Source organism: Pseudomonas sp. GW821-FHT07B01 (genome assembly GCF_059419065.1).
The window spans coordinates 65,100-80,780 of the sequence record NZ_JBWKRA010000018.1 but is presented as its reverse complement, the minus strand read 5'-3'; the positions used below and the strand labels follow the sequence as shown (position 1 = coordinate 80,780).

Genomic DNA, 15,681 nt, shown 5'->3' with positions numbered 1-15,681 from the left:
ATGGCAGTCTTAGCTCTGGCGAGCAGACAGGGCCGAGTAGCTGTTCATCAAATTGCGATAGTTAGGAATCCGCTGGGACAACAAATTCCCCAGCCCTTCGATATCGTTGCGCCAGTCGCGGTGCAACTCACACGCCACCGAGAACCAGTTCATCAACTGTGCACCGGCCTGTGTCATCCGGCTCCACGCCGCCTGCTGCACCGTGGTGTTGAACGTGCCCGACGCATCCGTCACCACAAACACCTCAAACCCTTCCGCCAGCGCCGACAACGTCGGGAACGCCACACACACATCCGTCACCACACCGGCAATGATGATTTGCTTACGCCCCGTGGCCTTGATCGCCTTGACGAAATCCTCGTTGTCCCAGGCATTGATCTGACCAGGGCGAGCGATATACGGCGCGTCCGGGAACATCTCCTTCAACTCCGGCACCAGCGGGCCGTTAGGGCCTTGCTCGAAACTGGTAGTGAGGATGGTCGGCAAGTTAAAGAACTTGGCCAGGTCAGCCAGGGCCAGCACGTTGTTCTTGAACTCGTTGGGGGAGAAGTCCTGCACCAGGGAGATCAGGCCGGTCTGGTGGTCGACCAGCAGAACAATGGCGTCGTCTTTGTTCAAGCGGTTGTAGGTTGCAGTGCTCATGGTTGAATCCTTTTTTTGTTTAGGTTGGTTGGGCGTTGCGTTCAACATGGGCACAGATTAATGGGTAGGTGACGAGGGATAAATCGGGTGGAAGGAGTCTTACTGTCAACTTAAAGTGGACAATGGTTAGGGCGCGATTTCAGGCCTCAGGTCGCTGCGCAGAACAGGAATGAATTGTCTGCCTCAATGACATTGATTGAAGGGTGGCCAGCAGCTGTTGGGTAATTGAACTGTGTTTTACGGGCATTAAAAAGCCGGCTTGTGGTTAGCTTTTTATTGATATATGTTTTTGAAAAACAATGAGTTAGATGTTTTTAAAGGCACTCATACCCCCATTTGATCCCCCACATTTTTGTGGTTTTTGCACGGCAAATGACCTGCTTTTTTTGGGTTTCAGCCAACGGTTTTTTAGGTGATGCTGGACACAAATTATGACACCCAACCTGCGCGGTTTGTCAGTCGTTGCTATACGCGGTAAGCCAGATTGAAGAATAGTGAGCGGTCTCCTGATCCGTACAATTCAGACGAAACACCATTGCCCCGTTATGATACTGACTATCCTCGCCCGGACTTCTGTGGTCGGGTTTTCATTTTTTACCGCGCAAGTCATCTGCGTCGAATGTAGGCCATAGTCCATGACGGATCAAAAAGGTGCCGAACAGGCCGCTAGCAGTCTCGCTGAACAGGCGCTCAATCAGGCCCGCGCCCGTTATGCGCCGAGCGAGAGCGCTGACAATGGGGGACTTGAGCCATTGAAAAAAAGTCCGGGCGCAAAGCCGTCGCTAACCCAGCCAGCAGCACTTTGCAGGACCTGCAGAAAACTCTGTGGGCTACCACTGACAAGGTACTCGCCAACATGGACGCCGCCGAGTACACCCAACTCCGCGAAACCCTACTATCACGCCTGATTTCCGGCCAACTGCGTCTGCGGGAAGCCGAGGATATGGTCGAGGAGGTTTGTGCATGAGCAAGGAAACGACTCCCACGCTGCCTGAGGCCTATGCAGACTGGCTTACTCAGCTCAAAAGCGACATCAGTCAGGCCCGGCAGCGGGCGGCGCTGGCCGTCAATGCCGAGTTAGTGCAGTTGTATCACCACCTCGGCGGCGAGATTCAACAGCGCCAGGAAGCCCATGGGTGGGGGGCAAGGTCATCGAGCGTCTGGCCCGCGACCTCAAGGATGCTTTTCCGGATATGAAGGGCTGGTCAGCCAGCAACCTCAAGTACATGCGCTTCTTCGCTCAGCATTGCCCGGATCGCCAATTTGGTCAGCAGGCTGCTGACCAATTGCCCTGGTTCCACGTGGTGATCCTGCTGACCAAGCTGGACAGCCCTGCTGAGCGCGAGTGGTATGCGCAACACACCGTCCTACATGGCTGGTCACGTAGTACGCTGGAGCAGAACATCAAGAACCGCTTGCAGCAGCGCCAGGGCTCAGCGGTCACCAACTTTGTCACCCGTCTGCCGGCTGCTGAATCGGCCTTGGCCCAAGAAACCCTGAAGGATCCCTACCTGTTCGATTTTCTCGGTCTGGGCGACGATGCCCACGAGCGCGATATCGAAGATGGATTGATCCGCCATATCACCCGATTTTTGCTGGAATTAGGGGCGGGTTTTGCCTTCGTCGCTCGGCAGTTTCGCCTTGACGTAGGCGGTGATGAGTTCTTTATCGACCTGCTGTTCTATCACACCCGGCTCAAGTGTTACGTGGTTGTGGAACTCAAGGCTACGCCTTCAAACCCGAACACGCCGGCCAGTTGAATTTTTACGTGGCTGCTGTGGATGCACAAATCAAGGCTGAGGACGACAAACCCACGATCGGTCTGCTGCTGTGCAAAGAGCAAAACCGCCTGGTGACCGAGTACGCGTTGTCGGGTATCGACAAACCCATCGGCGTCGCCGAATACCAACTATTGCGCGATTTGCCCGAAAATCTGGGAAGAAATCTGCCGAGCATTGCCGAAATTGAGGCGGAGCTGGCCGATGAACTGAACACAGGAAGTGAAGTGGAATAACCGAAGACCAAATGGAACAGGAAACCCTCGGCTGGTTGGCAGAAGAGGGTTACCCCCACCGGCCGGGGTAATTTGAATTGACTCAGCAAGTTATTGGTTTATCAAATTAATATCTTTTTTTATTTTTCGCTGGAATACCAATTGGAATACTGAGATCTACTTTACGACCTATTTGCATTCGATCTGATCAGCACGATTCGTAATCACGATTGGCAGTGAACTGCCCCGGGCGGGCGCCACTGGTAGAAACCGGGCAAAAGCGGAAATTCATACCAGGTCACTCCTGTTTCAACGCAGTTGTTCAGATCAACGATCTAAGAGATTAGGTTTGAACGCCATACCAGAAACGACCACATCGACATTTTTATGGCCTAGCCAGGAGGCTGCAGAAAACACGGGGAGGCCTGAGACTTTTTCGCATGGCAGAACCGCCTTCCTTTATCATCTCCACATCGTGTTCCCCTTCACTGGCATAGGGCGCTCGGCTGGCGTATACAGCAACATCCGGAAACCCAAGCGGCTTGATCGCCGGTGCTGAAAGCTAGCTGACAGAACGGCATGTGCTGGTCGGAATCTAACCATCAGAAAATTTTTTGCGGCTAAAATCGCCGTCTTCGCGCATCAGCGATTTGGACAGTGGTAAATCATGAATGCAGTAGAAATTGAGTCTGCTATTTCGGACCTGGCCCTTGAGCCCTTTGCAGTAGAACTGCTGGATGACGCGGCAGTGCTGTTCGATAAAGCCTTTCGATATTTGACTGGCATTCCAGCCCAACGCGTTCATCAACAGATCCATGAGTATGTCTCTGTCCCGCCCGCTGAAGGGGGGCCGGCGATCTAAACGCCGTGGGGCGATGATTTTGCTCCGGTGATAAAGGAGGGTGTTCGTTGCGCAGAGACTTGGCTTGAAGGCTCATCACTACCGTTATGGTGGGCGCTGTCTCAGAACCGAAAACGTCATCGGCCAGGTGATCCACAAGAGGCATTTGAAGCAGGTTTTTTGCTGCGGTTGCAGCAGACGCTGATCATGCGACGTGAGGCCGTCACTTCCCAATCAACCCGCTTTGATGCCTGAGCCTGCAATTGACGTTTGAGATTTGCTTTTCCCGCCAAACCTTCCGATCAAGCGATCTTTGATCGCGCCGATCGGAGGGTTCACTCGCTTTTTTTCGAAGCCGCCGCGTTCCACTCTCCATGCTCAAAATTAATTCACACCACGTCTGCTTTCCCCATCATTAATTCCCCACGATTTCCATCGAGCGCAACGTTATTCAGTGTGTGTCCGAATCTTTTCGTTGGGCATGGATATAGGTGTGGCGACAGCGGCGACGCCGGCGACAACTCACGTAGAACGTGGCCTGGAGCATGGCGACAAAATTGGCGACAGTCGCCACTTTCTGAGCACTTCGGCAGTGACGCTTGACCGCCTTTTCGAGTGGGTATAAAAATTGGCGCACGGATCGCTGTCGTTGACAGCACCTGCCCAGGTAGCCAGAACCTTTAAGGCTACGCCACTTGCGTGGTGGTTCTTCCCCAAGTGCGATTAGCGTCCGGCGGCTCGCACGGTCACTTCCCAAGAGTGATGGATGCCTACTCGACTTATCTGCCCATTGCGGCAGACGATGGACCTACCTCGCTGCATTGCAGCAACCTCACCTTTTCGGCACACGTCGCTGCGCCAGACCTCGCCCGTCTCTTTCTTTTGGAAAGAGACGGGCGCTCGTACCACTGCTGCAAGCCTCTTCGTACAAGGCATTGCCGCAACTCTCCTCGTGACAATCGGCCTGACAAATCCGATTCGTCGCCATCCGCAACGACACAGGCACCGGTGCCGCAGCCAATGGAAAGGCTGCATCTGACTGACAGTCAGGCATGCCCCAGGTGTCCATGTCGTTGCCTTCTCCTACTCCGGATCTCCAGGTGCCGAACTCGTCAGTCGGCACAGCCTCCACCCGCCCGCATTTTCGGATGCGCCAAGGAGGCCAGATTCATGGGGTCATGCCCTCGCTCCCGGTCGTAAGGAGCCGTTCGTTCCGCGTCAGTGAACACCTCACAGGCCGCAGGGGCCTTGATCCCTGATAACACTCAACACCCGTGGCGGGGGCTACGTGAGGACAACCAGCAATGAACGAGGAGAGGGCCCATGCAGCAGTTAGATCCGAAGCTTGAACTACCACAACCACCTCGACCGCTGATTGAGTCGAATCCCGTAGCCCAGCCTTATCCGGTGCAGGCACTGGGAGGGATTCTTGGGCCTGCGGTGGAGCGCATGGCCGAGGTCATCGGCGTGCCCCAAGCACTGGCAGCGCAATCGGTGTTGGCCGCCTCGGCCCTGGCTACCCAAGGTCATGCCGGCTTACAGCTCGACGGGAGAAATTATCCCCTGTCGCTGTACCTGATCACGGTGGCAGCTTCGGGGGATCGTAAAACGGCGGCAGACCGATCTGCATTATTGCCAGCACGGCAATGGGAGCGTGAGCAGTGGCAGCGCTACCGTGAACAACTCGCCCGGTACCGTGTCGCGCAGCGTATCAACCCTCGCGATCCCGACCCCACAGACGGCGTACAGCTTGAAGCAGAGCCCTCTGCACCTAGGCTGATCACCACCGATCCAACTATCGAGGCCCTGATCAAGGGACTCTGCCATGACTTGCCGAGCATGGGCCTGTTCTGTGACGAGGGCGGGCAATTCCTTGGTAGCAGCACCATGAGTCGGGATAACCGTTTGAAAGCGGTTACGACCTTGTCGTCACTCTGGGACGGCAGTCCGATAGATCGCGCGCGGTCTATGGCGGGTGAAAGCTTGCGAGCTTACGATCGACGCTTAAGCCTGCACTTGATGCTGCAACCGTATCTAGCCATGCAGTTACTCAGTGACCCATTGCTGCAGGGGCAAGGCATTCTCGGTCGCTGCCTCATCACCTGGCCCACCAGCCTGGCCGGACAACGCAGTTATCAGGCTGTCGACTTGTCCAAAGACCCCGCCCTAAAGCGCTATCACGACCGTCTTTCGGCCCTGTTTCATCAGCCTTGGTCACTTTCCGCTGACGGTGCCTTGCGGTTATCACCGCTGACGCTCAGCCCGTTAGCCCGCCGTCGCTGGATTGATTTGCATGATGCCATCGAAGCTCAACTGGGTGAGTTTGGTGAGCTGGCCAATGTGCGGCCCAGTGGATCAAAGGCAGCAGACAACCTGTTGCGCGTCGCCGGCATTTTGGCCGTTGTGGAGGAGAGCAGTGTTGTGGAGGTCGATCACATCCAACGGGCCTCAACCTTAGTTGGCTATTACCTCACCGAGATCCAGCGCTTGACCGAGCAGGAGCCGGTGTGCCGAGTAAAAGAGGAGGCAGACCGGCTGCTGCGCTGGCTGCAGGTCAAGAATTGGAAATGCTTCAGTATTCGAGAGCTGAATCGCAACGGTCCTCGCTTTGCCCGCAAGAGCAGCCGTCATGCCGCCAAGCTGCTGGTCGAATTGATTGATCATCAGTGGTTGATCACCGATGGCCAAACCTTCGAGGTGCGTCATGTTCAATCTTGATGAAGCGCTGCGTAACCATCTGGCTCAGCGTCAAAAGGAGCCCAAAGCGCGATTTGTCGCCGCTACTGTCGCCACTTTGTCGCCACGCTCAAAACCAGGCAGGACAAGGGTTGTCGCCGCTGTCGCCAGTGTCGCCACCACCCATAAAGCTATCGCCTCTACGACAGCCATTATTCAATGGTTGAAAGAGGAGGGTGCGCATCTTTACGTCACCGACAACACGCTGTGTTTTCGCCCGACTGATTGGGCTCAGTTCGCGATTGTAAGTGCGCACTGGCGAGCCCTTTTGCATGATCTCGCGGCAGTCGATCAGGAACAGAAAAATGGCTCGGGTCGGTAAGCGAGCGGGGCGCAATTTCGGCTTCGGTCGCCAGCTTAGCTATGCTGGACCGCAAGCCCTGAAAGATCTGTTTGGCGATGGCCATTTTAGTACCGTCAAAGCCCATAGCGATCGCTGGCAGGCCTTCGTGCATTGGTGTCGATCCGATGAAGGACCGAGGGTCAACGACGCGCGCCAGATAGACCGCGAGATCCTCATGCGGTACGCCGTCCACGTGCGGGAGCAGGTTGATCAGGGCAACGTCGGCATTGCCACCGCGCAGAACCGACTGTCCAGCGTGAACCGAACGATGGCCGCGCTGCGCGGTGATCAGTACGTCAAAATCCCGAGTCCGAGTAAGGCGCTTGGCCTGCAGCGCTCAAGCGTGCGTAGTGAGACTCCGCAAGGCCAAGACCGTGCGCAGGTCGAGTTGATCGCGCGGGCTCTGTCAGAGCGACAGCAACCGAGGGTGGGTGCCATCGTGCTTCTCGCCCGGGAAACCGGCATGCGCCTGCGTGAAGCGATTTTGGCGGACCTGCCACGGCTGCAGCGAGAGGCTCAACGACTGGGCAAGATCAACATCCAGGATGGCACCAAAGGCGGTCGATCAGGCGCATCTGCACCGCGTTGGATTACGGTCACGGATCAAGTTCGCGATGCTCTCGACAGGGCGAGCGAGGCCTCACCCAAGGGCAGTCGAAACCTGTTAGCGCCTGCTGAAAGCTACAAAGATTTCTTACAGGCAGTTGTTCGACCTGCTCGGGACATTCTGCATGAGTATGGATTGAAAGGTTTTCATGAGCTGCGGGCGGCTTACGCCTGTGAGCGCTATGAGCAACTGACCGGCTTACCTGCACCCAACAATGGGGGGCGTGGCCATCGAGCAGATCGAGAGCTTGATCAGCGCGCACGACAGCAGATCAGCCACGAGTTGGGACATAACCGCATCGATGTGGTGAGTGCCTACATCGGAGGTCGGCGATGACGGCCGAGTTCGACATAGCGTTGTTTCTGCGCCCCGTGCTCAAAGGTGCACATGCCACGCGGCAGCGGCACATCAGGCAAGCAGAAAGGATGCACGAGGTGATTCGTGAACGCTGGGGTTGCGCGACTCCCTGGTCCTGGAGAGAAAAGCACGTGAGATGGTTTCTGGAGCACTATTTGCGATGCTCAGCTCCAGCTACCATCTATTACTACGAGTTAACAGCAGGGTTGATCCGTCGTAGAAGGCAAAAGTCGTGGTTGTCTGATAGGCCTTAAGCGTGAGCCCATGAGGATGGAGTGCGCAGTATTCACTGGGTGTCGGGGTTCGTTGTAATTTGCCCGGTATGGCACTTCGGACTTCATCTCTATCAACGTGCGCCAGCGCGACTTCGATTGGCTCCGGACGCTACCCACGCTCGTTCAGGATGGTGTTAGCCATGGAGCGGATGCCGTGACTGACCAAGAGGGGCATATTTTTAAATAGGGAACATCGTCCTTATCATCAGAACAGGGTAGGTGATTTCTACGCGCAGTTATTCACCACAGGCTGATCGATATTTTCACCAGAAAGATTGAGCTTGCAGCGATCAATATGGCACCAAGAGTCCCATTGGCTGGGCGTAAGTGTGGGCGCAACCAGTTTTTAGCGAGCAGGAAAACTCCAGAGGCAACCGCTAAAACCAGTCCTTTGAGCAGGCTATAGCTTAGTGAATATGGTAATGCGATCGTTAAATGGGACCTGTTTTCCCCGAGTAGCAAGGGAAACAGAAGGGAGAAAAATACCAAGGTTGTTGGCGCTGACCTTGGATTGACCCAGTTGCCGACGCAAGACTGCCCCATCTCCAAACCTGCAAAACATCCAGTGCAGACAATGATTTACTAGGAGTCAGACTGGTTCAGTGAAATCTCGGCAACTGGGTTTACTAGGTATCGGCGCCAACAGACAGACACTACTGAGGCGGCGACGGGAAGGCATTCATTCTTCCTGATTTGGTTTGCGAGCTGCGTCGAGCTGCTGGATTCCTAGAGACCATATGGTGCCTCAAAACCTGGTCGAATGCCCCCATGGCCGAATCGTTCTAAAAATGTGTTTTCACATAGCCTGGACCCAGAGAGGACGGCTGCGGAGCGAGGCTACGACCCGAATCAGCGTTGCGCCAGTTTGGTTGATTCCGTAGATTCGTCTCGCCTTAGCCGTCACTTGGAACCAGTGCTTAATTGAAATCTGATTTAAGATGTGATCGTATCAATACTTACTCCGATCATAATTTGAAGCGTTGGTGCAGCGAATGAAAGCGTCGTAGTAAGTTTTCAAGTTGGTATTCTTTTCATAGAGTTTTCGCGCAATTTCAGAATCTGCGAAGTTCCCTTCTTCCCAAAAACGGTTCATCTCGCCGGAGGCCATGTATTTTACATGATCTTCGTTTATTTGATTGTCATGAATGTGGGAGCGGCCAAAATAGAGTGCGGACACAAATGCAATGCGATCTGCAAAGTCTGGATACTGTCTGAGGAACTGCTCTGCGGATGCTTCGGATTGAAATGGAATCTACGGGTAAATAGCGGCCAGCAGATTATCTATATGGGTCATGATCAAGTCCTTATGATGGTGTTGACAGGTGCTTTAGAAATTGTGTTCTGGATTGAATTCACGGCAGCAACCAGCTTTTCTGGTATGCGGAACGATTTTTTAATTTCGCTGGTCCAGTCTGGTGTGTCGATGGTCCACTGTATAAACTTATTGTAATCAGTAGTGCTTAGCGTAATGAAGTATTTATTGCATAGTATACCGGAGACACGCTGCTTCAGAAATTTTCTGACGGCAGGGTAAGTTTCAATATACAAAGCGCAAGAAGTTGCGAAGCCGACAAGGTCTGATTTCTTTGCCAAGTTTTCAAGATGCTCGATGAATGCACCCGAATGCGATGTGTAGGCTGGATCACCACGTTTTATGATTGCTTGACTAATGGCGTAGAGCTCTTCCTGACTCATTGGCAACCTCACAGTTAATGTGTTTCAAGCACTTAAGAGTTGCGTGGAACGCTGTGTCTAGAGTCTTGAGACTAGCCCAGTTGCCATGTGGCTGGCAAGGGTCTGGAATGCAGAAATCATTGGCCAAATCAGATACCTAGCGTGAATGCTGCCAAGCATCGGTCCGGTAGAATGAAAAAGCAGCAATGCCTTGAGGCCTCTCACTGCGAGCTCAGGAGAAGCATCCTCTACAGAGTTGAATCGGTCATCTAACGGTGACACCTAATGGCAGTTTGGGTCGTTAGCGGACTACAGCCAATGTCTGCATTTGGCCGGTTTCAGCGCTTCACGACGGTCAGAATTCAGCCAGTTGTGATCCAAGAGAAAATCTACGGCCACGCCGGGCTGCCCATCGCCCGTTCGACCTTGGTGCAGTGGGTGGGCAACTGTGGCGTGCAACTCCAACCGCTGGTTGATGTGCTGCGCGAACCAGAACGGCAATGTCATCCACGTCCTCGGTCTCGATCGCTCGCTCAATCGATGGCCGACCGATCTCGTCGCTTTTGATCAGATTCCATCTGCAATGAACTGGGTTATCCCGTAGGTAAGATTTTTGGCAGGGCCTTCTAATGTAGTTCAGATCAACCTCGCCGTCTGCGCACTTCGCCAGCTATGGGTGAACCTTTGGCGTTCCCCGCTACGGTGGACGGTTGAGTTACAAGCCCCACGACCTCATTCAGGTGAAGAATAGACAATATTCCTTGGCGGATTTTCTATTACCGCTGCGGCAGCCGATTTTACTAGGGCGGCTTCAAAATCAGTCACGAGGAAAGACATGTACTCAGTGGTACCTAATTCCGGTTACTTGCATTTATTTCCATTTGTCACAACTGCCATCCCTACCTCGATCAAAAGAGTACATTCCACTATTAAATGAAAATCTAAGAGTATAAATATAAACTAAAAAATTGTCACTCTTGGCTCGCACTCAAAAGTGACAATATAGTTTTGAGCTAAAATAGCGAAGATAGAACAGTCCTATCGATACCTTCTTCGTCACTAGCTATTATTACGCGTTAAAATCTGTAACTACTTCCGACGCAATACGATTGACGAGGACCATACCGATGGTTGTCCACCATTCGGTGGCTGTGGTATCCATCATCCGCTCCTCGTCCACTACGATTTCTTTGTATTCAGGGCTGCGTAAGAAGTCTTCCAGATCGCCCATGCTGGCGAAACCCATCAAAGTAACTCCGTCTATGCCACTGGCCTGCGGATGATACAGCGGCTGACCCGGCTCCGTCGGTCCGATGTTGTGGAGTTGCACGTAGCGCTTGATCCATGCCTTGGACTGAGTCGCAACAATCTGCCCATGCTCCTTTAGCCACCATTGCTGAAACGCTGAACGGCTGACTGCCGCGTTGCGCGTGTGCAACTTGACCAGTGTGATAGCTTCATTACCTTCGACGCTCGGCACAATTATGTACTGGCGTGACAACACCGGAGCGATATCGCGGAAGATTGCTTGGTCTTCGGGCAGGATTTTCTCGCGGACTCGATCATTGCCCAGTACTACGGCAATGTCATCGGGGCCGGTGAAGTTCAGATAGGCAATACCATCCCAGCGCGGGCGCTGATAGGTTTCAACGTGGCCAACTACTGTGGGCCATAATTTGCCTTGCGCATCGACCGGTGCGCGATACGGTGGCGCGTCGGTGTGGGTTGGTCCCGGCGCAAAGCGGTGCAACTGGTCATAGCGCAGCAGGCGCTCCAGGGTTTGATCGTCTGTTTCCTCGGCATGGGTAAAGCGCACGCCATGTACCTTGCGCCAGTACTCACCCCAGTGCTCAAAGTTGAGATTTGGATTACTCTCGAAGGCGTTACTTGCGGTATCGGCGGCGGGATCAATGATGATATTACCTGTGTGGTCAAGCAGGTGGCCGTCGGCCCGACGTCGCTCGGCCAGCGGTGTATTGTCTGCGCGTGAAAGCAGCGAACACAACACCGTAAGCGGCTGGTCGCTACCAGATTGAGGTTGTAAGTAAGGGGGGCGCAGCAGTCGTTCCTCGACAGTCTTAGTCATAGTATTTACTTCCTGTGGGATAGTGAACAAAGGACACTGCCATCGCTGCCAATCCAGCTGTAGCGGCAAAGCCATAAAAATCGAAAGTACCTGCGTAGGCCCTTGCGTTACTGCCGATAACTGCACCGACCATCACGCCCCATCACGCCGGTCATTCGGTAGACCGGTTGCCACGAATTGGACGCTCCGGGTCGAAGGTAATAGGCATTGGTTATGCAAAGCCCATCCATACCGACAAAAGCAGCAGCATGCGATTTAATCCAACAGCGATTAAACCTGAAGGCTTAATGGGCAATTGCGGACCTCCAAAGGTCTTGTAGAAATTGTTTACGCCATATGGTATTGATGAATTTAATTGAGATATATACTTTGGATGTCACAACTTAGTTGACTTGAATTCTCCAATTGGAAAGCCATGAGTACACCAGACCCTTTCCGCGGTATCGCCGCTTTCATGCAGGTCGTGCAGGCGGGAAGCTTTACGTTGGCAGCCGAGCGGCTAGACATGAGCAAATCTGGAGTTTCTAAGAGCATTTCCCGCCTGGAGACCTCACTGGGAGTGCGGCTTTTCCAACGCACCACGCGTCGTCTGAGCCTGACTGAAGAAGGTCGACAGTTCAGCGACGGTTGCCGAAGAGTCTTAGCGGAGCTGGAAAGCGCGCAGGCTCAGGTCACGACACAACGCCAGGAGCTAGCCGGGCGTTTACGGGTCGATCTTCCCGTGGTTTTCGGCCGACGCTGGGTGCTGCCGGTCTTACTGGAAATTGCTGCAGAATTCCCTGCGTTCGAACCAGACGTAACCCTGACCGATCGCCGTGTAGATATGGTCGAGGACAACATCGACCTGGTTATCCGTATAGGTCCATTACAAGATAGTGCCACGCTGGTAGCCAAGTCTCTGGGGGTGCAGAAGGGGGTGCTGGTCGCCAATCCCAGCTACCTAGCTCTACGCGGCCAACCGGAGTCCCTAAATGATCTGCTCACGCACGCTTGCATCACTTTCGGTGGTGGTGGTCAGGCGCGGCCTTGGTACTTCCTTGACCGTCACGGCCGTAGTCAGTCGTTATCGGTTCGCGGACAATTAGGCCTGAACCATAGCGAAGCCATCCTCGACGCAGCTCTGGCCGGACACGGCATCGCGCTTCTGGCTGACTGGTTGGTTGCAGAACATCTTAGTTCCGGGAGGTTGATTCAAGTTCTGCCCCAGGTACGAACCCAGGGTTTTCCCATCTATGCGGTATGGCAGAAAAACGAACACTTGTCGGGTAGGGTAAGACACGTTGTAAATTTGCTTTCCGAGCGGTTTCTTCCTGAAGCACCCTGGGAAGTAGCAACGAAAAAGTAGAGTTTATGTATGGAATGATCACGGTCGCGCCTTGTGATGCCCCTCTGCGAGCAGGCAATAGGCTTCGTAGGTAGTCGGGGGACTTTCATGGCTGAATAATTAACCAAGGTGATAGTTGGGCTCCTCTATAAAGCTCATTGTTGCCCCAATGCAAGTTAGCTAGACAATGGTTGGCACAGTTGTTTATTTTAAGATAGCACTTTAGCATCTTGAAAAGGCTTAATTTGCTGGCGCGGGCGGAATGTCATTCAGCATGGGAGGGAGTACTTTCGACCTTTATCCGAGCCTGGCCGCTATGATGGAAGATCTGTATTGTTCGTCTTTCAAGTTTGGTCAGCCTAAAGGACAGCAACGTCTTGCTAAATGGTAAGACGTTGCTGTCAGGTGTCAATACTCTTGTTAAGCTATAACCCCACGATGCAGGGTGACATATCCACTTTTTCGGGTGATCTTAACTATGCACTCATGCGTCTTTTGCTAATTTTTACTTATTCCTCGCCTACGCGGGTCTCAAGTTCTGGATGAATGCGGTTGACGAGAACCACTCCTACAGCCGTCCAGTACTCAGTCGACTGGCATTCCATCGCTTCGAGCCTAAATAGCTCTTGAGTAACAGGATTTCTCAAATAATCCTCAAGATCACTCAAGCTTGCAAAGCTAAAGAGTGAAACACCATCAATCGATGACGTATATTCGTGAAAAAAGGGTTTGCCTGGTTCTGTAGGGCCGATATTATGAAGTTGCACGTAACGCTTGATGAGTTTTGTTGTGCTGTGTTGTTGCTTTATTTTTTCTGCAAATTTTCCAATCCACCAATTTTGGAAATCAGCCCTGCTTAGATTTGATAGGCGTTTGTGCATCTTGACTAAAGTAACCGCATCATTACTTTGAAGGCTTGGAATGATTACATACTGTTTGGAGAGCAGTGGGGCCATATCACGAAATATTACTTTTTCCTCCGGTATGATTTTTTCCACCACTCGGTTGCTACTTAAGACCACTGATATGTCATCTACCGTCGAAAAGTTTAAGTAAGCAATGCCGTCCCAGTGCGGGCGACGATAAGGAGTGATTTTCCCTATAACCGTTGGCCATAGTTTTCCTTCTTCATCGGCAGGTACTTTGTATGGAGGCGTATCGGTTTGTGTTGGTCCGGCAGCGAGGCGATGCAACTGATCATAACGTACTAGTTTCTTCAGAGTCACAGAGTCATCATCGCTCTCAGGATGAATGAACCGCACGCCATGAACTTTCCTCCAGTACTCACCATAGTGTTCGAAATTGACATTTGGAGTTTCTTCAAACGCATTGTCTTGTGGGTTTTTTGCGGGGTCGGCTATAACTTCTCCGCTTTGATCCAGTACGTGCCCAGTTGCTCGAGTTCTTTCCGATAACGGGGTATTATCGGAGCGCGAAAGAAAAGAACAGAGCACTGTCAGTGGCTCCTTGTCGCCTTTACTGGCCTTGATATAGGGAGGACGAAGAAGCTTCTCTTCTATGGTGTTAGTCATATGTATAAACTCCATTTTTACGTGGGTGGTGAGAAAATGATAAAAACAAGCTTAGACTACTTGTAGATATGCATAATATACATATGCCTATCCATCCGATATTAGCCCAGACTAAGCTACCTACCGCGGCACCTATCGCCATTCCACACATAGCTCCAGTCATGAGCAACCCGTTAAGCCGACCACGAGATTGAGCATCTATGCTATTAATAATGAATTGATGTGATACGAGGGCGGCCATAATGCCAAGATCAAATAATACGGTACCCACTGCGAGGACAAGCAGAGATTTTGGTAACAGCCACATCCCTGTAAAAGATATGATCACTAATAGGCATCCGGTCCGTATTGCTGGCAGCGGGCCTTTTGTATCGGCTACTCGCCCAAAAATAGATGCTCCACATGCTCCGGCGGCGCCAGCAATACCGAAGGCTCCTGCAACTGTCGCACTTTGATTGTACGGTGGCCCGGCAATTACCATCGCTAGGGTAGACCAAAAAGCACCAAGCGTAGAGGCCAGCAATGCCTGGGTAATGATCGAAAGCTTTAGAGAGCGGTGCTCTCTCCACAGCTTTAATAAGCTTTTAATCAAAGCGCTGTAGGGAGTGCTCGTATTTATTGCGTTCAGTTTTGGTAAGCCTCTACGAACCATAAGGGCCACGACAAGCATCAAACCCGCAGCAAGAAACTGCATACTCCTCCATCCATACTGCTCCGAAACGATACCTCCTAATGTTCTAGATAATAAAATCCCTGTCAGCAGGCCAGTGGTTACAATTCCAACTATATGCCCTCTATTCAATTCGGGAGATAACTGTACTGCGACGGGTACGAAGTCTTGGCCAACACTGCTTAGCAAGCCTATTGCAATGCATGCAAAAATCAATATTTGTAAGTTCGGCGCTAGTCCCGCCAATACTAAAGCGAAAGAAAGGAGTAGGGCTTTTACAATAATCAACTTTCTTCTTGGGAGGGTGTCGCCTAGGGGCGCCAAAAAAAACATGCCAGCCGCATAGCCAATTTGAGTCAATGTTGGTATCAGGCCAGCTTCTGTTGTTGATAGTTTAAGGTCCAGTTGTATGAGCTGTAATGCAGGTTGGAGATAGTACACATTTGCCACCCCGAGCCCAGCCCCCAGCGCGAGTAGAAATAATATTTTCTTTGTTGGTCCTGATCCGGGCCCTGGTTCTGGCAGGTTGGAATTCATCATGAGGCTCCTTGAGTTCTTCCTCCCTTACCATATAGAGGCAGAGAGATTTAACTTATGCTTT

At 52.5% G+C, this 15,681-nt stretch carries 11 protein-coding genes and 3 pseudogenes; 8 read left to right on the top strand and 6 right to left on the bottom strand.

The genetic code is table 11. The features are described from left to right. Positions 1–9: 9 nt before the first annotated feature. Entirely contained in the window at positions 10–642 is a 633-nt protein-coding gene (ycaC, locus tag AC07S6_RS19540) for an isochorismate family cysteine hydrolase YcaC (protein ID WP_014720109.1), read from the bottom strand. Positions 643–1,605: 963 nt separating this feature from the next. Here ycaC and AC07S6_RS19535 point away from each other — a divergent pair. Beyond that, positions 1,606–2,656 (top strand): annotated as a pseudogene (locus tag AC07S6_RS19535) (PDDEXK nuclease domain-containing protein). 574 nt (positions 2,657–3,230) lie between these two features. Here the strand turns inward: AC07S6_RS19535 and AC07S6_RS19530 are convergent. Then, positions 3,231–3,452 (bottom strand): hypothetical protein, encoded by a 222-nt coding sequence (locus AC07S6_RS19530; RefSeq protein WP_495112835.1) that lies wholly within the window; start codon positions 3,450–3,452, stop codon positions 3,231–3,233. A gap of 63 nt (positions 3,453–3,515) precedes the next feature. Here AC07S6_RS19530 and AC07S6_RS19525 point away from each other — a divergent pair. The 5 genes and pseudogenes from AC07S6_RS19525 to AC07S6_RS19505 form a co-directional block, all read left to right on the top strand. Continuing rightward, a pseudogene (locus AC07S6_RS19525) lies at positions 3,516–3,731 on the top strand (LasR-specific antiactivator QslA); the annotation flags it as partial. Between the two features lie 1,068 nt (positions 3,732–4,799). Further along, a complete protein-coding gene (locus AC07S6_RS19520; RefSeq protein WP_495112834.1) occupies positions 4,800–6,194 on the top strand; it encodes a YfjI family protein in 1,395 nt (464 codons plus the stop codon). Further along, positions 6,181–6,534: a hypothetical protein gene (locus tag AC07S6_RS19515; protein WP_011332380.1), complete on the top strand. Its 354-nt coding sequence runs from the start codon at positions 6,181–6,183 to the stop codon at positions 6,532–6,534. Before AC07S6_RS19520 ends, AC07S6_RS19515 begins: the two co-directional genes overlap by 14 nt. Next, complete coding sequence (locus tag AC07S6_RS19510) at positions 6,518–7,498, top strand: integrase domain-containing protein (protein ID WP_495112833.1); 981 nt, start codon at positions 6,518–6,520, stop codon at positions 7,496–7,498. The genes AC07S6_RS19515 and AC07S6_RS19510 overlap by 17 nt, the downstream gene beginning before the upstream one ends. Further along, positions 7,495–7,773, top strand: coding sequence for a hypothetical protein (locus tag AC07S6_RS19505; RefSeq protein ID WP_495112832.1), 279 nt, complete (start codon positions 7,495–7,497; stop codon positions 7,771–7,773). Before AC07S6_RS19510 ends, AC07S6_RS19505 begins: the two co-directional genes overlap by 4 nt. A 1,317-nt stretch (positions 7,774–9,090) precedes the next feature. Here the strand turns inward: AC07S6_RS19505 and AC07S6_RS19500 are convergent. Next, positions 9,091–9,489 (bottom strand): hypothetical protein, encoded by a 399-nt coding sequence (locus AC07S6_RS19500; RefSeq protein ID WP_495112831.1) that lies wholly within the window; start codon positions 9,487–9,489, stop codon positions 9,091–9,093. 345 nt (positions 9,490–9,834) lie between these two features. Here AC07S6_RS19500 and AC07S6_RS19495 point away from each other — a divergent pair. Next, positions 9,835–9,957, top strand: a pseudogene (locus AC07S6_RS19495) (IS66 family transposase); the annotation flags it as partial. 580 nt (positions 9,958–10,537) lie between these two features. Here the strand turns inward: AC07S6_RS19495 and AC07S6_RS19490 are convergent. Next, entirely contained in the window at positions 10,538–11,554 is a 1,017-nt protein-coding gene (locus AC07S6_RS19490; protein WP_495112830.1) for an EthD domain-containing protein, read from the bottom strand. 415 nt (positions 11,555–11,969) lie between these two features. On the opposite strand from AC07S6_RS19490, the gene AC07S6_RS19485 reads away from it, so the two are divergent. Further along, on the top strand, positions 11,970–12,899 hold the full coding sequence (locus AC07S6_RS19485; RefSeq protein ID WP_495112829.1) for a LysR family transcriptional regulator: 930 nt from the start codon (positions 11,970–11,972) through the stop codon (positions 12,897–12,899). 488 nt (positions 12,900–13,387) lie between these two features. Here the strand turns inward: AC07S6_RS19485 and AC07S6_RS19480 are convergent, their stop codons facing one another. Continuing rightward, positions 13,388–14,410 carry a hypothetical protein gene (locus tag AC07S6_RS19480; protein ID WP_495112828.1) on the bottom strand — a complete coding sequence of 341 codons (1,023 nt, stop codon included), beginning with the start codon at positions 14,408–14,410 and terminating at the stop codon, positions 13,388–13,390. After that, positions 14,403–15,620: an MFS transporter gene (locus tag AC07S6_RS19475; protein WP_495112827.1), complete on the bottom strand. Its 1,218-nt coding sequence runs from the start codon at positions 15,618–15,620 to the stop codon at positions 14,403–14,405. Before AC07S6_RS19475 ends, AC07S6_RS19480 begins: the two co-directional genes overlap by 8 nt. Positions 15,621–15,681: the final 61 nt, after the last annotated feature.